The sequence below is a fragment of the Flagellimonas sp. HMM57 genome (assembly GCF_021390175.1).
Taxonomy (GTDB): Bacteria; Bacteroidota; Bacteroidia; order Flavobacteriales; family Flavobacteriaceae; genus Flagellimonas.
Genome location: NZ_CP090004.1, coordinates 1,204,461 through 1,225,038 on the forward strand (window position 1 = coordinate 1,204,461; position 20,578 = coordinate 1,225,038).

12 protein-coding genes are annotated in these 20,578 nt (G+C 39.8%); all 12 read right to left on the reverse strand.

The genetic code is table 11. From position 1 onward, the window contains the following. Positions 1-7: 7 nt before the first annotated feature. The 12 genes from LV716_RS05420 to LV716_RS05475 all read right to left on the reverse strand — a co-directional run bounded on the left by LV716_RS05420 (position 8) and on the right by LV716_RS05475 (position 19,911). A complete protein-coding gene (locus LV716_RS05420) occupies positions 8-157 on the reverse strand; it encodes a DUF5989 family protein (protein WP_163416741.1) in 150 nt (49 codons plus the stop codon). 7 nt (positions 158-164) lie between these two features. Further along, complete coding sequence (locus LV716_RS05425) at positions 165-2,066, reverse strand: hypothetical protein (protein WP_163416742.1); 1,902 nt, start codon at positions 2,064-2,066, stop codon at positions 165-167. 45 nt (positions 2,067-2,111) lie between these two features. After that, positions 2,112-2,948, reverse strand: coding sequence for an endonuclease/exonuclease/phosphatase family protein (locus LV716_RS05430; RefSeq protein ID WP_317167627.1), 837 nt, complete (start codon positions 2,946-2,948; stop codon positions 2,112-2,114). Continuing rightward, positions 2,945-4,585, reverse strand: coding sequence for a sulfatase (locus LV716_RS05435; RefSeq protein ID WP_163416743.1), 1,641 nt, complete (start codon positions 4,583-4,585; stop codon positions 2,945-2,947). The genes LV716_RS05430 and LV716_RS05435 overlap by 4 nt, the downstream gene beginning before the upstream one ends. Beyond that, positions 4,582-5,487, reverse strand: coding sequence for an alpha/beta hydrolase (locus tag LV716_RS05440; protein WP_163416744.1), 906 nt, complete (start codon positions 5,485-5,487; stop codon positions 4,582-4,584). Before LV716_RS05440 ends, LV716_RS05435 begins: the two co-directional genes overlap by 4 nt. Before the next feature lie 7 nt (positions 5,488-5,494). Next, positions 5,495-7,771 (reverse strand): beta-glucosidase BglX, encoded by a 2,277-nt coding sequence (gene bglX, locus LV716_RS05445; protein WP_163416745.1) that lies wholly within the window; start codon positions 7,769-7,771, stop codon positions 5,495-5,497. Positions 7,772-7,784: 13 nt separating this feature from the next. Then, on the reverse strand, positions 7,785-9,524 hold the full coding sequence (locus tag LV716_RS05450) for a family 43 glycosylhydrolase (protein WP_163416746.1): 1,740 nt from the start codon (positions 9,522-9,524) through the stop codon (positions 7,785-7,787). 45 nt (positions 9,525-9,569) lie between these two features. After that, positions 9,570-10,952, reverse strand: a complete 1,383-nt coding sequence (locus LV716_RS05455) for a glucoamylase family protein (protein ID WP_163416747.1) — start codon at positions 10,950-10,952, stop codon at positions 9,570-9,572. A gap of 59 nt (positions 10,953-11,011) precedes the next feature. Next, positions 11,012-12,379 (reverse strand): glucoamylase family protein, encoded by a 1,368-nt coding sequence (locus LV716_RS05460; RefSeq protein ID WP_163416748.1) that lies wholly within the window; start codon positions 12,377-12,379, stop codon positions 11,012-11,014. Between the two features lies 1 nt (position 12,380). Beyond that, positions 12,381-13,826, reverse strand: a complete 1,446-nt coding sequence (locus tag LV716_RS05465) for a RagB/SusD family nutrient uptake outer membrane protein (RefSeq protein WP_205600104.1) — start codon at positions 13,824-13,826, stop codon at positions 12,381-12,383. A 10-nt stretch (positions 13,827-13,836) separates the two neighbouring features. Beyond that, the gene (locus LV716_RS05470) at positions 13,837-16,947 is read right to left on the reverse strand and encodes a TonB-dependent receptor (RefSeq protein ID WP_233759235.1); all 3,111 of its coding nucleotides are present in this window, start codon (positions 16,945-16,947) and stop codon (positions 13,837-13,839) included. Between the two features lie 243 nt (positions 16,948-17,190). Beyond that, positions 17,191-19,911 (reverse strand): Two component regulator three Y domain-containing protein, encoded by a 2,721-nt coding sequence (locus tag LV716_RS05475; RefSeq protein WP_233759236.1) that lies wholly within the window; start codon positions 19,909-19,911, stop codon positions 17,191-17,193. Positions 19,912-20,578 lie beyond the last annotated feature (667 nt).

The following is a 20,578-nucleotide window of genomic DNA, read 5'->3' on the forward strand; positions in this document are numbered from 1 at the left end:
TCCATTATTAAAACAGGGAATAAATGAACGGTGCCAATGCCGAGCTTGCGGTCAATACCACTACAATACTGATAAAAAGAAGTACAATCAGCAAGGGAATCAACCAGTACTTTTTGCGTGTTCTAAGAAATAACCAAAACTCTTTCACGGTTTCCATACATACTCTAGCTTATCTTTTCATATAGTGCTCTCGCTTCTTCATTCAACTTCTCTTCTTCAAGGACTTTTTTCAAAACTTTTGCAGCTTCGCCTCTTTTCCCTAAAGTCAAATAACTTCTGGCTACATCAACGGCCATTTCACTTTTCATTTCACCTTCGTTTTTTCTGAAGACAATAATCAAATTAATGGCTTCGGATAATTGGGTCACCTGCTTATTATCAGGTTCTTTTTTCCATAAATACTCAAGATACGGGATTGTCGCTTCAAAGGCATTTCCCTCAACTAAAGTTACCACTATTTTGTGGGCCATCGCTACCGTTCTATTTAATGAAAAAGCTTTTTTAAAATAGTGTTTAGTCTTATCCAATGCACCTAACTGTAATGCCAGTATTGCGGTTTGCGTATGAAAGCGTTCCTTCAACGGATACTCCAAAGCAAGATTCTCTGAAACTTTTAGTTGCCCTGCTTTATTTCCCAAGCGTTCATAATAGTTATATAATTCTGACATGGTCTCATCCCAACTTAATGTTCCTATCGCGAGCTTTCCTCCCAGCTTTTCAGGCAAGCTCATCGTATCACTGTTTATTGAAGGGAGTTCTTCAAAGAAGGGCCAACCTTCTTTCAGCTGAATTATTTCATAATAACCTGCCAAAGAATCTACGGTTGTAACCGGCATTTGTTCTTTTAATTCATCCAATTTTAGAATGTGATCTGGCTTTGTCCCGAACAATGCTTTATCAACTAGCGAAGCATAAAATGTATGGCCTAACAATGCGTATCCATCAATATTAGGATGCACATGTTCTAGCAATAAATTGTTTCCAACAATACTATTCTCAGATGCATCCTGAAACTTTTTTTCTGTATCTACCAAGTAAAAGTTTTGGTGTCGGCTTACCAATTCCTTTATAATCGTATTTATCGTGTCGGGAGCCCTAAAACGTAGCATATCATACTCTTTGGCCAATGAAAAGTGATTTTTAGCTTTTAAAAAATCTGAGGTTTCATAAGCTTTTATACCAAGTTCATATTGATGCTTTGCAGATTTTTCAATATTGATGCTATCGCTCATGAACGGAACCAAATCTTTCTCGTTGCTGAAAACGGTAGAAATAAAAACAGGAATGCTCTGCTTCTCCAATATATCGGCCATACTTTGGAGGTTGGAGCTAAATTGATGAATTCCTTCTTGGAATCGTTCCGAACCAAACGCAATCTGCCTATCGGCGACCATCTTTGCCATTAATGTCTCTCTTTCTCCAGCTTCTTTATTAAAGAGGTTTCCAATACTGCTTAAACCTGTTTCTACCAACTGCACCAATCGATATTTTTTCAGGTTTAGTGCCATATTCACCATCCAAGGTCGCCTAGAAATCGAATTTACCGAACCAACACCCAAAGCTCCATAGTACTCGTTATGACCTGCATAAATCAAAACCGCATCAGGTTCATAATCGATAAGCTGCTTTGTAAAGTCCAACAAGGTATATGAATTTACAGCGGTCAAAGAGAGGTTGATGACCTCAACCTCTTCCTCTAAATAGGTTGTGTTGAGCGCATATTGTAACCAGCGATGAAACGATACGTTTTTTTGGTAAGGATAGCCTACCGCAGTGGAAGCACCCAAAACAAAGATTCGAGTAGTTCCACTGTCTTTTTCTTTTTTGAGCAATTCATAATATCCAGAAGTTGCATCTTCTTTGTTACCGAAATACTTTTTTGAAATATTGGGATTCATTACCAAAAATTCAGGATTGCCCTTAGCTTGGACAAACAATGGATAATCGGTTCCATAGTTGACGACCCGCAGTGCAACCTCAACTAGAAAAAGCAGCAAAAACACCAACAGCATAGCTGCCATCTTAAAAATTCGTACTTTTCTTTTTCCGAGTTTCTTGGTTTTCAATTTCTTTGGAATTGATAATTATGTTTCACTGTCCAACCTAAAAGGCTATCTTACATACAATCTCGTATAAACAGGCAAATGGTCTGAAGGATACTTGCAATCCTTTGAATCGCTTAGAATAGCACTTTTTATTACCTCAAAATTATGGGTGTCTGTAAAAATGAAATCTATTCTGTGCGTAACGGGTTGTGTAAAATAAAATCCGTTAAATGTGCCTTCAGGTCCATGGACATTTTTTCCAGCAGCTATATGGGCGTCCTGCAATTCTTCCAAAATAAGCTGTACGCCTACACTGGCAGTTTCCAAATTAAAGTCTCCCATCAAGATAGCTGGGAGTTGTTCTGTATTCCGCGCTTTTATTTGCTTCAGAATTAATGCAGCACTTTCTTCTCGCGCCTTGGTTCCAACATGGTCAAAATGTGTATTGAATACGAAAAACTCCTTTCCGTTTTCCTTACTTTTAAATTTCCCATAGGTACAAATACGCTTGATTGCAGCATCCCAACCTTTCGATGGCTTTTCAGGAGTTGTAGAAAGCCAAAAAGTGTTGTTTTCTAAAAGCTCCAGTCTATCTTTATTATAGAAAATTGCACAAAACTCTCCTTTGTCGTCACCTTGGTCACGTCCTACTCCTGTAAAAGCATAATCATCCAGTCCGTTCTCAATATCCTTTAGCTGATGGATGAGCCCTTCTTGGGTTCCAAAGACATCAGGCGCATAAAAGTTAAGCTGTGAGATAAGAAAATCCTTTCTCTGGTCCCAACCGTTTATGCTATCCTTTGGATTATCATATCGGATGTTGTACGTAAGCACATCTAGCTGTTGACCAAGGACAATTTGCGAAATTAATAGCAGGTTAAAAAAGATTGTTATTTTCATCATTTTGTTTTGCCGCGTAATCTTTCAAATGCTTCATAGGCCCTGTCCACTTTTTCTTTGGGAGCCTTTTCGAATTCTTTCTCCGTAACCTTGTAATATTTTTGAACGCTGTCCAGCTTTTTATGCATAGCATCAATTACCCCTGAATAGGAATCTTCATCGATTAAGTTGGTCAATTCTTGTGGGTCTTTTTCCAAATCATAAAACTCCCAAGAATCGATATCATCATAAAAGTGTATGAGTTTGTAACGCTTGGTACGGATACCATACTGTTTTTTTACCATATGAAAAGCAGGATAATCGTAATAGTGATAGTAGACCACATCCCTAAAATCTCCTTCTTTCATAGTGCCTTCCAATAATCCTTTGAAGGATTCCCCTTGCATTTCGCCGGCAAATTCAGATGCATTGGCAAAATCCAAAAAGGTCTGGGCAAAATCCAGGTTTTGGGTAAGCGCCTCAACTTCGGTACCCGGTTTGATTCTGCTAGGTAATTGCATAACCAATGGCATTCCCATGGATTCTTCGTACATAAAACGCTTATCGAACCATCCCTTTTCACCCAGATAAAATCCTTGGTCCGACGTGTAGACCACCAACGTATTTTTATCAAGTCCGTTGTCTTCCAAATAATCCAAAATCCTGCCTATACCCTCATCCACAGCTGCGATAGTCGCCAAATAATCCTGGAGATAGCGTTGCCCCTTCCATTCGGCCAACTCCTTCCCTTTTAAATCAGCCTTATGGAAGGCATTGTTTTTTGGCAGATAGGCCTCATCCCATTGCTTACGCTGTTCTTGTGACATACGCTCAAAATCGGTCGTCCATGGGTTATGCGCCAATTCGGTACTGCCATATTGCAATGTCATTTTTAGGTCATGACCTTCGTACATGTCCTCATAAACGGTCTGTTGTTGTTCCTTAGCAGCTTGTTGATCAGTGAACTCAGGGAAATAGGTATCTGGCAACGGAAACTGTACAGAATCATATTTATTGGTATGTCGTAAAGCAGGCATCCAATTTCTATGAGGGGCTTTATGGTGAACCATCAAAAAGAATGGTAAGCTGTCCGTTCGTTTATGCTGCAGCCAGTTTATGGCATCATCTGTTATAATGTCCGTTACATAACCTTCTATTCGGGTGGTATCACCATTTTCTATAAAATCGGGATTGTAATAATTCCCTTGGTCCACTAATATTTTGGCATAGTCAAACCCTTCGGGACTACCGTGTAAGTGCCATTTCCCTGTAATTGCAGTTTCATATCCGCCTTTTTTCAACATCTTGGGCAAGGTTGGTTGACTTCCGTCAAAACGTTCACCATTTTGTCTAAAACCGTTCATATGATTGTGCTTTCCGGTCAATATTACGGCTCTGCTGGGGCCACAAATGGAATTGGTGCAAAAATTGTTTCTAAAAATAGCTCCGTTTTTAGCAATTCTGTCAATGTTTGGGGTAGGTGCCAACTGACTCAACTCGTGACCGTATGCACTTATGGCCTGAATGGCATGGTCGTCTGCCATGATAAACAGAATATTTGGGAGTTCCGTTACCGCTTCCTCCTCAATTGTTTTGTCTTTGCATGCTCCCAAAACTAATGAGCATATCATCAACACTACTAATCTGTCGCACTTTCTCATTGGTTTCTTCCAATTTCTATTTTTGATTGAAGCATTTCTCCTCTAATAATTGTTTTTTCAACAAATTCAGCTATCATATCAGCATAAGCATAGGCCAAATTCGCCCAATCATGGTTACCGATAGGGTCAACCGCCAATAGGTATGAAGTATTTAAATCCTTTAGTTTTTCTGCCATACTTTCTGGGCCGTCCAGTATCAAGTAGCCCGGTTTTCCAGTATCGCAATAATGATGCGGTGCCGTAGCATAAGGAACAAGCTTATCCTTTACACCATGGAAAAATAGAGCCGGAATCGTCGCTTCCTTTGTGATATATGCTGCATCCACAACCGCTCCCGAAAAGGAAATAACCCCAGAAAAACTTATTTCTCCATATGGCAATTTTTTAAACTGATATTGATTTTTCATAAAAACCGTATTCAACACCGCTTCGGCTCCCGCACTGCTCCCAGCCAAAATAATGTTGTTGGAATCCACACCTAAATCCACAGCTTTTTTCAATAGAAAATTAGTAGCGGTTAAAATATCCTCCGTAGCTGCCAAAAAAGTGTCTATTTTCTCCTCGGCGGGAACACCACATCCAAAACCTTTGTTCTTTCTCAAAAGTCGATAGCTCATCGAAGCAACTACATAACCTTTCTTCGCCATCGTGATACAGAACTCTTTTTCCAGAGGATTGTCACGTTTCCCACTACTAAAACCTCCTCCGTGTACCAGTAAAATCAAAGGCCTATTTTCGATATCATCCTTTTTTGGAGCGTAAACATCTAGTTGTAATGTGTCTGAATAGGTATGGGTGGTCGTCTCTATTTTAGAAAAAATAGCATCTACATAACGTGTTTGTGCCGTCGCGGATATAAAACTGAACAATACTATGAAAGTGGTTATAATTCTAAATTTCATGAATATCCTATTTTAACGTGAAAGATGTTTTGAGCGATGCATTGGAATCCGTTCCCACAAAAACTTCAAAATCTCCAGGTTCCGAAATAAATTCCAAGTCGCTGTTATAGAACTTTAAATCATCAGGGGACAAGGCTATCGTTACCTTTTTATTTTCACCTTTCTTCAGAAAAACTTTATTGAATCCTTTTAATTCCCTCATTGGCGGTGTGATGCTACGTACTACGTCCCTAAGATATAGCTGCACCACTTCCTCACCGTCGTAATCACCGGTATTGGTCAATGTAACGGTCGCTTGTACGGATTCTCCCTGACTAATTTTAGTTTTATCCAAAACCAAATCCGAGTACTTGAATGAGGTATAGCTAAGTCCATAACCAAACGGAAGTAATGGGGTATTCTCCACGTCCAAATAGTTCGATTTGAACTTTTGAAATTCATCTTTTAGCGGGGGTCTCCCTGTATTTTTTACACTGTGATAAATAGGTATTTGCCCCACATTTCTGGGCCAGGTTGCGGTTAGTTTTCCTGAAGGATTGTAATTTCCAAAAACCACATCAGCAACAGCATTCCCAGCTTCCACACCCGGATGCCATACCTGTAAAATGGAAACGGGCATATTGAACTCTTCTGGAATGGTCAATGGTCTTCCGCTCATCAAGACCAATACGACCGGTTTCCCAGTAGCAACCAATTCCCTGATCAATTTTTTCTGACTTTCAGGAATGGAAATATCCGTTCTACTTGCTGCTTCACCACTCATTTCTGTTGCTTCACCAACAACAGCAACGACAACATCCGCATTGGCAGTAGCTTGCATCGCTTCTTGCAATAATTTATCAGGAGATTTTTTATCAATTACAATTCTGGGGCCAAAGACATTCACCTTTTTTGCTAATTCAGGGTCATCCGAAATGTTGGCTCCTTTGGCGTATGTTATAGTAGCATTGGGCACAACATTTTTAAAACCCTCTAAAATGGTTACCGCCAATCTTGTGTCCCCCGTAGGTGCCCACGTACCCAACATATTGTTTCGACTATCCGCTAATGGGCCCACCAATGCAATTTTTGCGTCCTTTTTTAATGGCAGCACCTCATTATGGTTTTTAAAGAGCACAAAGGAACGTGCAGCAATTTCCCTTGCCGATTTCCTGTTTTCAGGGGTCAAAATATCCTTCTTCGGTCTTTTTTTATCAAGGTAACGATAGGGATCATCGAACAATCCCAGTTTGTATTTAGCTTCCAAAACACGTCTGCAAGCATTTGTGATTTCCTGTTCGGTCACTTTTCCTTCTTCATAGGATTTTTTCAATGTGGTCAAAAAACCTTCTCCCACCATATCCATATCCAGTCCCGCCTTTAATGCCAAAGCCGATACTGCTTGCAAATCACCAAGACCATGGGCAATCATTTCATTTAAGGAGGTATAATCGGAAACGACCATTCCATCAAAACCCCAACGGTCACGAAGCAAATCGGTGAGCAACCATTTGTTTCCTGTAGCGGGGACGCCATCCACATCGTTAAAAGAACTCATCACCGTTCCTACGCCTGCGTCTATAGCAGCTTTATATGGAGGAAGGTATTGGTTGAACATTCTGGTCCGGCTCATATCCACGGTATGGTAGTCGCGTCCCGCTTCTGAAGCACCGTAAAGGGCAAAATGTTTTACACAGGCCAACATGGTATTAGGAGCCATAATATCTTCGCCTTGGTATCCTTCCACCATAGTTTTAGCAATGGCAGCACCTAGAAACGGGTCTTCTCCCGCTCCTTCGGCTATACGGCCCCAACGGGGATCTCTAGCAATATCGACCATAGGTGAAAAGTTCCAGTTAATCCCATCTGCGGTAGCTTCGGTAGCAGATATACGTGCCACTTTTGCTATTACATCCATATCCCAACTGCTTGAAAGTCCCAACGGAATTGGAAAGGTGGTTTTGTAGCCATGGATAACATCGGAACCAAAAAGCAATGGTATTTTTAAACGGGTATTGTTAACAGCAAGTTCTTGGGCTGTCCGTACGCGTTCTGGACCTGAAACCCCGAATAGGCCACCTACCTGCCCCGCTTTTATTTTTTTCTCTACATTCTTGCTCACCACGGAACCGGTAGCAACACCCCCGCCTGGGGTCAATAAATTCAATTGTCCTATTTTCTCTTCCAGGGTCATTTTCTCCAAAAGTGCTTCAATCTGAGGGGTACGTTCCTGCGCCTGTATGGACATGATACCAAAAAGGAAGATAGAGATGCATAAAATATAAGTAGGCTTTTGATTTTTCATATGTATTCGATTATTATTCTATTATTTCGATTTTTGATTGTTCGGAAACGCCATTTTCGTTGAAGGCTTCTACCGAGAAGTAATATTTTTGGTCCGTGTTCAATGATTTTATTTCCAGATCTGTTTTATCGTAGACCAACCAAGAACTGTATAATTTATCGGGAGCAATACCCCATAAAACATTGTAACCTTGAGCTCCCTTGACCGCATCCCAAGTAACCAGCGCGCCTCTTCTTTTATCATGACGTTCAACGACTAGCTGTTTTACCGATTTGGGAGCTTTGCCAAATCCATTTCCAAAAACACGGATGTCCGAAATGGATAGATGAGGTGTAGGCACATGGATATTTTGATAGCGTATGTATCTTGCTTTTTCTGGGTTATTGAGGGCTACATAATCGTTGGGAACGTCTCTTTTATTTCGGCTTTGGTCCACAATGGTTTTCCAATCTTTTCCATTGCTTGAAGCTTCAACGGTATACTGATGGTACAAGCCTGGAATTTTACCATACATGTCCGATTTGTAGTCATTGTAATTTATTTGCACCGCACGGACTTCCATCGGTTTTTCCAAATCGATTTCAACCCATTGGGTGTCGTTTGTGTTTTCTGCCAACCAAAACGTTTTTACGTTTTCATCCACTAGATGACTGGCTGGATATTCTTCGGATTGGGAAGATGCTTTTACAGGTTTTTTATACGAAAGCACCATCCATCCTGTAAACTTGCCCTTTTTATCCTTTGTTGATGGAGCATAGTGCGGATAATCGCCAAAACGGGTATTGGAATACAGGAGTCCATCAGCATCAAGATAGGTGGGAAACATCCCTACACGTCTTTCCCAACCCACATTCACGTTCACCGCCATCGATGAAAAATGCCACAACTGGTCATCGGGCCCATTTACCGTACTACCATGTCCCGCACCGTTGATAAAGCCTCCTGGTTTATAGGAAAAAGGGTTATTCGGGGCATATTCAAAAGGACCTAAGGGAGAATCGCCAATATAAACACCATCTCCATAAACATCGAACTCGGTACCTGGAGCACCGTATTGCAAATAATACTTGTTGTTGAATTTGTTCATCCACGGACCTTCGATATATCCGCTCAAAATGGTATCACGGTGGTTTTCCCCAAAACGTTCCCAACCGTGTTTTTCTGGCTCTAAATTAAAGAGCTCATGAATTTCATTGGAAGGGCGAAATTTTTTGTTCTTATCCAACTTTTCTGCCCTGATGGGAAACTTGTTAGACGACCCCCAGTAGATATAGCCTTGGTCATCGTCATCGATAAAAAGCGCCGGATCTTGTAAACGATGTAAAATAGAAGGCGTAGCGCTCCATTCGCCACTTTTAGGGTTTTCCGAGTATAAAACACTCATGGAACCTGATGGGTTTCCTGCCATATATAGCACCGAATCTTTATAGTTATGGGCCGCAGGTGCGTTGGAACCTTGAAAATACCATTGTTTGGGTCGGATAAACTCCCATTCATCCATATCTTCTGAATGCCAATATCCCATGGATCGTGTAACAAACATGTAATATTCATCCTTAAAGCGCACCACTGCAGGATCGGCCCCAGAGCGATAGGACAAATCTTTATGGGCATTGTAGATCATGTAGGTGTAATCCAGATTTATAGGATTACAATAGGTTTTAGTTGTTTCCTGTCCAAAAAACCCAATAGATATTAAGAGTAAGAATATTGTCGATGTAGTTTGTTTCAATTTCTGGGATGTGTGTTTCATATCTTACATTTTTTCATCAAAAACCTTACCATTTTAAAGCGTTAATCAATATGTAAAACCAAGTTTATCCAAACCCTTTTGAACGTCTTCGTTTTGCATAAACAGATTCCATAAAAGACCTGTTCTATAGTTTTCAATCATGATTATCTGAGGTCCTTGATCAATGGCCAAATACGCTTCGGCAACCCAATAATTGTGTTGCGGACTATAAGCATCGTAAAATCCCGCCGGTCCCAAAAGCATATCTTTCAACCTATAGAATGTTTGCATGGCCCTGAGGGATTCTTCAGGTGTGTAAGGGATAGAACTTATGGCCGCGGTAGGAGAAATTACCCCTTGATCATTAGCAGGACTATGTGCGGTATATCCAATACTTCCATCATTATTCCTGGTATAGCTGGCAGTAAGTCCCCAAGCATCTGGTCCATAATCACGATATCCCAAAGGGTTCTCAACACAGTATTGATAATTAATCCTGGAGTGGTTTACGTTTACGGCTCCATAATCGGCATATGCATCGGAGAGGCCATTCGGGTTCAATCCTAAGTAGGAATAATGCGCCCAGAAAAGGGGACCTCCAAATTGTGGGGAGCCAGGATGGTTTACTAAAATTGGTATGTCATATTGAACATTGGATGAGACCATACCTCCATTCGATGCCCACCCATTGTCATAGACTTGCTTTGCAATGCTATAATCTGGAGATGCAGCGGCAAGGATAAAAGTAATCAAGGTTTCATTATATCCCTTTAGTTGTAAATTGATGGTAAATTCGTTTTGGGGACTCCAATGCCAATACAACGTGTTTTGGCCTTGGGTATACCAGTTCCATTCCACTCCTTTCCAAAGTGCATCTGCTTTTTGTGCCAATAATACCTCCTCTTCGTTTCCGTTTTTGAAATACTCTTTTATGCAAATCAACCCCTGGGCCAAAAATGCTGTTTCCACCAAGTCTCCCCCATCATCCAACGGACTAAAGGGAATGACTTTTCCGGTACTTCCACTTAACCAATGTGGCCATGCACCATGAAACCTATCCGAAGTTTCCAAAAAAGCTACTATTTGGTCTAAACGTTGAAGTCCTTCTTCCCTGCTGATAAAATTTCGTTCCATTCCCACCAGAATGGACATCAATCCAAACCCTGTTCCGCCGATAGCAACTGTGCCTTCACCCAAAGCAGGTTCTGAGGGATGATAACGTTCCCTTGCTGCACCAGAATCAGCATCTGCAAAATCCCAGAAGTATTTGAAAGTTAGTTCTTGCACCAAATCCATAAGTTCTTTATCTGGGATAGGTTCTGGTTCTGGCTCGGTTACGGGATCAACAGGCTCGGTGGGAGGGTCAATTGTACTTACCTCATCAGTTTCATTACTGGAACATCCACAAAGTATGAAAAGAGCGCACAGTATATATAGCTTTTTTACCATTTCTGAGTATACTTTGTTTTGCTTCCAGTCTGAACAAATTCTTTATTTGTTGTATTGATTTAGTTTGATGATGTAAACCCAAGCTTTTCTAAACCTTTCCGCACATCTTGGTTTTGCATAAACAGCTTCCAAAGAAGTCCAGTCCTATGATTTTCGATCATAACGGGAATCGGACCTTGATCTATGGCCAAATAGCGTGGCACATACCAATCTTCTTCTAAACTGAATGCATCATACGGACCATATTTTCCAATAAGGGAGTCCTGTTCTTCGTACATAAACCGTAAAAAGCGTAAACTTTCTTTAGGGGTATAAGGCATAGATGAAAGCGCTGCCGTGGGTGAAATCACGCCAATATCTTTGTCCGGTCTGTGTGCCGTATAGCCGTTTATGGAGTAGCTAGAGGTAAGTCCCCAACATTTTTCACCATAACCTTTAAAATCATTCGGATTCTCAACACTATGCCTGTAGTGGATAAGTGCATGATTCTGGTTCAGTTTCCAATAATCTCCAAATTGATCTTTTAATCCTTTTGGATTCAATCCCAAATGAGAATAATGTGCCCAAAAAAGTGGTCCCACGGGAGAATTCCCTCCTGGGTAATGGTCCAGTTCTGTATCAAGGTCATAATACGTAGTACCATTTGAAATATCCCCGTTTCTTGCCCAACCTTCCGTATATACTTCTTTGCTAACGGGATGCGTGGGGGACGATGCTGCCAAAACGTACATGATAAGTGCTTCGTTATAACCCATCACCTTAAAATTCATTTTCCACTTATGGTTTGGGGACCAATGCCAATAGAGGGCATTCTCGCCACCTTTGGTATACCAATCCCATTCTACTTCCTCCCAGAGTTTTTGAATCGTTTCCACAAGTTGTTTTTCCCTTTCGTTCCCATCTTTGAAATATTCTTTGACCGTCAACAATCCCTGAATCAGAAATGCAGTTTCTACTAAATCTCCACCATCGTCATGTTTGCTAAAGGATGCTGTTTTTCCTGTTGGTATTAACCAGTGTGGCCAAGCTCCGTGAAAACGGTCGGCCTTTGTGAGAAAATCAATGGCTTTTTCATAACGTTCCAAAGCTTGTTCGCGTGTAATGAAACCTCTTTCAACACCTACCAAAATTGCCATCAATCCAAATCCCGATCCACCTATGGTCACAATATCCTTATCATGTTCGGGGTATACATTGTCCAAATGTATTCTTTCACGGGCAAGTCCCGATATAGGTTCGGCACCTTCCCAGAAATAGTCAAAGGTTTGTCTTTGTACTTTGTCCATCAACTCCTTATCGGTATAAGAAATGGTTTTGGGAGTATTTTCAGCGGTATTTTTTTTAGTTTTCGGGCCATTGCACCCCGCTACTAAAGATGCAACAGCCGAAAAAACTAAAACTAACTTAACTACTAATTTGTTCCCCATACTACCAACCCGGGTTTTGCGTCATTTCTGGGGTTTGTATCAATTGATCGTTTGGTATGGGATAAAGCTCATGTTTTCCTACTTCAAAGGGTTTTCCATGTGCGGTCATTACTTCTGCAGCTCTTCCTTGACGCAAAAGATCGTACCAACGATCGTGCTCCATGGCCAGTTCCAACCTACGTTCTTTCCAAATGGCCAAGCGCAAAGTAGATTGATCTGTGGTGTTCACATTGGGCAAACTTACCCTGTTTCTTACCTGATTCAATGGTCCTAATGCATCAGAGGATTGCCCCAACTCGTTCAATGCCTCCGCACGAATCAATAAAATTTCTGCAAAGCGAAGGATACGGATATTCTTATCCCCATCAGCCTGACCTGCATTGGCACTGGAGTATGCTTTTTCATTATATCTTGGATTTTCTACCCCAGGATTAATAACCCTACCATCGAACAGGGTTTCACCAGCAAAAATAATGGTGGCATCCCTACGTATATCGTCTCCTTCATCGTTAAAGGCATTTAAAAGGTCTTCCGATGGCGTATTAAAACCCCATCCAAATCCATCAGGTCCTCTAGCGCCCTGGGTTGAAGAATACTGCTGAATACCATGTGCAATGATCTCTCCACGACCTTGAAGTTCGAAAATGGATTCAATACCGTTTTCTGTTGTCGCCCTCCATACGGTAGCATAGTCCGGTTCTAAATCATACTCCCCCGAATTGATAACGGTATTGGCCATATCGGCTGCCCCCTGCCATTTTTCCTGATATAGATACACTTTTGATAAAAGCGTTTGAGCAGCTCCACGCGTAGCCCTTCCTAAATCTTGAGGAGCGTATTCACTCTTAAGGGGAAGGTCTGCCATCGCCTCATTAAGGTCTTGCTCAATATATGCGTAAACCTCGGAGACGGGCACTCTATCAATTAAATCTATATGCTGTAACGGAACATCACCAAAACTGCGAACCAACCAAAAATAATTTAGAGCCCGCAAGAATTTACATTCGGCAATCAGCCTTGCCCGTAAACCTTCGTCAATAGGATCTTCAAACTCTTCGGCAAACTCTATGGCCAGTGCAGCCCTTCCAATGGTTTTGTACCATGTAGTCCACATAGCCCGTATGGATACACTTGAAGTAGTATGTGTCAATCCATCCAACTGATCTTTATCAGCTCCCGTATCCGTTGGTGCGCTCCCTTTATCTGCGTTATCCGAAATAATCTCGGTAAGACCCAAAAAGGAGAAGGCATAAGAAAAATCAGTGTGCCTGCCGTAGACCCCGGTTACAAATTGAACGGGTTCAAAAGTCTCTCCACTTTCTTCGGCCGTAGGGTTTACTACCTCCACCTCTTCTACAAAATCATCGCAACCAAATAGTACCGATAAAATTATAATAGACCATAAAAAAGTCCTCATTTCCGTAATCTTGATAATTATATTTTTCATCTGTTTTTTATTAAATCTGAATGTTTAGACCAAGAATAAATGTCCTTGTAGTTGGATATGCCGCCAGTTCAATCCCAGCAGTTTGATTAGGCACTCCATTACCAAGTAATTCTGGGGTAAAGCCCGAATAGCTGGTAAACATAAAGGGGTTTTGGGCGGTAACATAGAGCCTTGCCCGACTCAAAAAACCATCAAGCTGGTTAAAAGTATAGCCCAAGGTGATGTTGTTTATCCTAAAGAAGTCACCATCCTCTAACCAGAAAGAAGATGCCAGAGCATCTCTATCCGCTCCTGGGGCAGAGTTAGTAGAACCTTCGCCGGTCCAACGATTGTTAAAGATTTCTTCTGAGATGTTTACACTTTGTAGTCTTGTATTGGCCAGTCCATTGTACACCTTATTACCTCCTACCCCAAAGCCATCCAAACTGAAGTCCAGATTCTTATACTGAGCTCCTATAGTAATTCCATAGTTATAAGTAGGGATGTAATTATCAAAGTAGCGTTTGTCCCTATCATCGATAACCCCATCTTCATTTTGGTCTTTATACCTTAAATGTCCGGGTCTAGCATTACCTACAGATGGGTTATTATCTATTTCTTCCTGATTCTGCCAGACGCCGTCAGCTTCAAATAACCACCAAGCAAATATGGGCTGACCTTCTTCCAATCTCTTGGTAATCTGCCCATTGCTGAGACTTCCTCCAGTTTGACCACCTAAAGCTGGATCTAAGTCCTCAACCCGGTTTCTATTTGTTGAAAAGTTGACTCCAACGTTATAGCTAAAGTTTTCCCCTATACGATCTCTCCAATTCAATAAACCTTCGACACCTGTATTGGTTACCCTAGCAGCCTGTACATTAAAGTTCCCTTCTGGCGCTGAATTCAATAAATTTTGGGCTTGAATAATGGTATTCGTATTATTTCTATAATAATACGTAAAGGTCCCTGAAAGTTTACGGTCGAACATTGCAAAATCTAAACCTCCTTCCCATTCCTCAGTAACTTCCCACTGTAATCTAGCCACTGGGCTTCCGAAAGATGCACCAAATATCAAATCTTGATTAGGCCCAAAGACGTAATTCTGATTTCCAGAATCGGGGTCTGTATTTACTACTTGTTCATTACGTGGTACGTTGGCATTCCCTACTTGGCCCCAACCACCAAAAACTTTTAAAAAGTCTACTAACTTATTTTCCTTTAGGAAATCTTCCTCGGTCAAGGTCCATCCTACACTAAAGGCTGGGAAATTATCAAAAAAGTTTTCGCCATCAACAAAATTACTAGTACCATCCCGCCTTATGACTCCTCTAATAAAATACTTTTCGGCAAAGTCATATTCCGCCCTTGCAAAATAAGACTGTAAATTGGTAGATTGATTAAACTCTTGTTCAACTGTATTATCGAAAAAAGCAGAGGTTCTTCTTCCCAAGCTTCGCAATCTAGGCTCCTCAAAAACATCAAACGCTTGTGCTTCCACAATTTCCCGTCCTCCAAAATTTTCACGGCTCAATCCTACTGTTGCGGATAGATTATGTTTTCCAAATGACTTGTCAAAGGTCAAGAAACTTTCTACGTTCCATCGAAAAAATTCCTCATCCCTAACATTGAATCTATTGTTGGCAAATTCTGGTGATATAACGCCATCACCATCTAAATCCGCTCTTCCTTCTTCGAACATTTCTTCTGTACGGGTAGGATCAGCGTTCAACCATGTTTGCCGTCTAGGTTCAAATATATTTCTTTTCACATACCCCTGTGTAGCACCAAATCTTGTGGTAGACTTTAAATAGTCCGTGATATCCAACTCTGCGGTAATTTGACCTTGTATCGTGGTAGTACTTCTGTTTTCATCATCAAAAAACACTTGGGAGACCGGATTCCCAGCTGTATTCAAACGACCAACTGACTCTCCTTCGTTAGCCTCAAAACCAACAATTCCAGTAGTTTGATTGTAAAAGGATTGCCCAAAACGCCCATTATCATAGCGTACTGGCACCAGCGGAGATTGTCTATATGCATTATTGAAAGCTCCAAAAGGTTTTGGTGTCTCGTTGGTATAGGTCAAGTTCAAGTTTTGAATAATTCTGAACTTGTTGTCAAACAATTTAAATGTATTGTTACTTCGTATATTTCCTCTAGTAAACTTATTATCTGCCAGAATTCCTTCCTCATCATAAAAATTATAACTTAGAAAATAATCTACAGTCTTTGACCCGCCAGACACAGAAAAGTTATGGCTCTGTATGACCCCTGTCTGTAGTAGTTCATCATACCAATCTGTATCATAACGCTGATTTAGTTGTAATTGTGGTCCGTCAATCGCTGCATTTTCTTCATTGAAAAACTGCGTATATTGAGCCCCGTTTGCCATTTCAACTCGGTTTAATATAGATCGTAGGCCAAAGAAGGTATCGAAATTGAAATTTATTTTTCCTTCCCTACCCTTTTTGGTCGTAACTAGAATCACACCGTTTGCGGCCCTTATTCCATAAATATTAGCATAGGAAGCACCTTTCAAAAATTCTATAGATTCAATATCAGCAGGATTAATAGTTCTTATATCCTGTAAGGGCTGACCGTCAACAACAAAGAAAGGGTCTCTTCCTCCCAAGGCAGTTCCCAAACCTCTCACAAGTACCGTTGGTGTAGCGCCTGGCGCATCGTTAGCGATAATATTTACCCCAGCTACTTTTCCTTGAATGGATTGTGTCGCGGTCAATGCCGGAATTTTGACGATTTCCTCTGATTTTATGGAAACCACCGCCCCCGTAATGTCCGAACGCTTTTGTTCACCATAACCAATTACAACCACTTCATCCAGCAACTGGGAATCTTCTTGAAGATTTACATTGATGGTAAATTGCCCATTAACTGAAATTTCCTGTGTTCTGAAACCTACATAACTGAACATTAATATTCCATCGCTTGGAATATCATCCAGAACGTAATTTCCATCGAAATCCGTTTGTACTCCGTTTGTTGTACCCTTAACGATAATATTGGCACCGGGCAAAGGCTGTCCAGTATCATCCAAAACGGTACCTGATACCGTTATGTTATCCTGAGCGAAAAAAGCTACAGGCAACATCAAAAACGAAATTAATAATAATACGCTTTTCATATTCATAATTCTTTAAAATTTGAGTTAGATAATTGCCAAATTAGCAAAATAGCTGTGCTCCTTATTTTATTCGGTATACATAACAACTACATCATCAACGAAAACGTTTGAGAAGTGCCTATTTCACAGGGAAAGTTGTAGTATTCTGCAGTTGGAATGATAAAATAATTAACAAAATGATGTAGTATTGATGTATTTCAAAAAATCATGGATTTTAAGAAAATGTAGTCTTTATATTATTAATTAGAAAGTGATTAAGAAATTGGAAAGATTCTCCGAGCCATCAATCTGTAGCTTTTTTCTAAGGCGGTAACGATGTATTTCTACTCCTCTAACAGTAATGGCCATTAAAGGAGCAATCTCTTTTGTGGAAAGATTCATTTTAAGATACGCACATAATTTGAGGTCTTTGGGCGTTAGTTTTGGATAGGCGGAAAGTAACCGTTCAAAAAAGTCATTATGTAACTCCTTAAAGCTTATTTCAAATCTTTTCCAATCCTCTGTATCCTTGACGGAGTTATTGAGTTTTCTTATAAAAGTTCGATATCGTTGAGAGTTTGCAAACTTATCCTTATCCACCAACAACATGTCTTTCAATTCTAAAAGCATCTCATTTTTCTTGGCAATATTCAAGGTGGTGCTTGCCAATTCATTTTGCTTGAGCTTAATTTCCTTCGCCAATTTTTCCTTTTCCAAAACAGCAAGCGTTTCTTCCTGTTCTTTTTGCATTTTCCCTTCTAATTCTCGTTGCTTTCGCGTTAACTTTCTATGATTGTACCAGCGTATAAAAAAAATGGAAAGTATAATCCCCAACCCATAAAGTGCCAAACTAAATTTTGACAAATACCATGGTGGATCAATGGTAAGCGTTAACGTTTTTGGAAAGGATATGGCATTGTCCACACCCACTGTTGAAACTTTGAATTCATATTCGCCATAGGCTAAATTTTGAAAACTTATGGAACCATCTTCCACATATCCAGAATAATTTTGAGGCCCTTGTAACTCGTAAAAATATCTGGGCTGAATTAGTTTTGGCGTGGAAAATTCCACTTCCAATAGTCTTGAGTTCTTGAAAGACAATTGAAATGCATACTGGTCCATTATTGGAATACGGATGCTTTCCCCTTTCAAAGAATTCAACTCAGGAATAGGAAGCTTATTTGAATCCAGCTGTTTTTTGAGACTTTTTGTATTGATCTTGGCAAATCCATCACTTAACACGATAAATGAAATGGAATCATTTATCTTAATAATATTGTGAGAGTCGGGCACCAACCTTTTTCTGAGGTTCAAATCGGTTATCACCAAGCTATCCGACTTTAAATCGGTATACATGATTTCCTTCATCTCTTCATTGGCCACAAACCAAAAATGACTGCTATCAAAATTTAAAATATCGTTCCCATTAAATTTTTGGAACTCATTGAACAACACAATTTCTCCCAAGATAGGATCATATTTATGCCATATGCCACCAATGTTTAGCGTAATTTGGTTTTTAATCTTGTAAACTTTGATATTGTAGTTAGTAGGTATATCAATGCCATCAAACTGCTCTATCTTCAAAACACTCTTGTAATCTTCATTCAAGTGAACACGATAAAAACCTTTGTACGGGTGTACTGCCCATACTATGGTTGGAGATTCAAAACATAGTTGCTTTATTGGGAAAACTATCCCTTCTACCTTGCTTATCTCCCAAGAATTATCTTCCTGTCTTTTATATGTAGCTAATCCATTGTATGTTCCTTGGATATAGGTCCTACTTTGCTCGGGAATTTTTATAATTTCATACCCTCCGGAGATGTTGGAAATCTTTTCCGTATTACCTTTCTGAATTTTAAATGTTCCCGTATTATGACCGCATAATAAATTATCATCTATTGTTTCCAGATCCCAAACATGACCTTGGGTTCCATTGATAAATCTCAAGTCATGATCGTCAAAATAGAATACGCCCGTATTACTGCCCAAGTAGAGTTTATCTTCAAAAAAATTAGCATCATAGACTGTACCCAATGCTCCTGAGTTATCTGTGTAGTATTTAATAGGACTGTTCAATTTTACCCTTCCGAGACCATTGTCGAGCCCAAGCCATAATTGGTCTTCGTATTGAAGCATGGAAAGCAATGTATTATTTTGAAGACCAGAAGCTTTGTTTAGAACTCTTGATTCTTTTGTCTGAAAGTCATATAGATAAACTCCGTTTTTTATGGTTCCAAAAGCAATCTTACCGTTATCGAGTTTTAGGATTTTGTTCAACTGATGCTTTTTGAGCTCCTCGTTCAAATCTTCGTCCCAAGAAATCAATTCGTCGTTTTCAAAAAAATAACAACCATTCAATTTGGTTCCCACAATTAATTTTCCATCAACAACTGCAATATCAGTGACTGTCCTATTTAATAATTTCTCTTGATTTTCTAGAGGAACCAAAGCATCATCTTGTAGTTCAAAAAGGCCACTTGTACTACTGGCAACAATCATTCTGTCATCATACCAAATAAAATCCGAAATGACCTCGCTAGGTTCTATAACCGTTATTGTATCATTTTTATAAATGTAAATTGATGAAAAGGACCTAAAAAAAATGGTATCATCGACCGAGAGAATCTCCCAAAATTCTTCACTTGTGAACAAGTGTCCTTTTATTAAATGTGTCAAAGAAGTATATTCTAAGACCCCCGCATTCTTTTTCCAAAAACCAAATTCCTCATACGATCCTGTGTATATACGTTCACCAACGGATAGAACGGAGCGTATAATCGTACTATTGGGTAATTTATTGAGCGTCCACCGTTCACCATCAAAATAAAGCATCCCTTTATTGTTTGCAACAAAGAGTTCTCCTTTAGAGTTTACCGTCAAATCCCAGTTTTTACTCCCGCCTTGGTACTCAAGAATATTGTAATTATAAACTGGTGGCAGTAAATTCTGACCACATAAAAATACAGGTAGGCTCAAAAAAACAATAATTGTTAACCAATAGTATAGTATAGTTTTTGGCAATGTCATTTTGCTGTAGTCTTCATACAAAGTCTAAGGTAAGTGACTTTCCAGTTCTACTTGCCCAGCTTTATTCTTAGTCTCGTTGATATATGCTAAAAGTAAAAAACTGAAACCAATTGCCACTATAAAGAGGCTAGGTTTTATTGATACCCGTTGTTTTCGTAAAATGTACACTTATAAAGAATATGGAAATTTAAATCCAGCCTTTTACCGAACCGTCAGTCCATATCAGCTATCCATTGATCGAAACAAGGCATTCATGAGATTAGCCCTCTTTTAAACATTAGGATATACTACGTTTGTATTGTAAATGAGCGTTAAAATAAAGTTTGGTTTAATTATTAGTATGTTTTAACGCGAAATTATGAAAGTACACTTTTTGAACTGTTGATCATAAAAGTGTTTAGTTTAGTTGAGGTTTCCATTACGCCAAGGAGTTTTTAAAATTCCTTGGTCGTAATGGATAAACTAAAATTGAAAACATCTCCCTACAAGTATATTTAAATAACCATCCAATTCATATCTAACGATTCATTAAGGATAGAAATGTTTGGTGTTCTCTTAAATTCTTAATGCGATGCGATGGTTTGACCACCAAGATATTTTCTTGGTGGTTTTTATT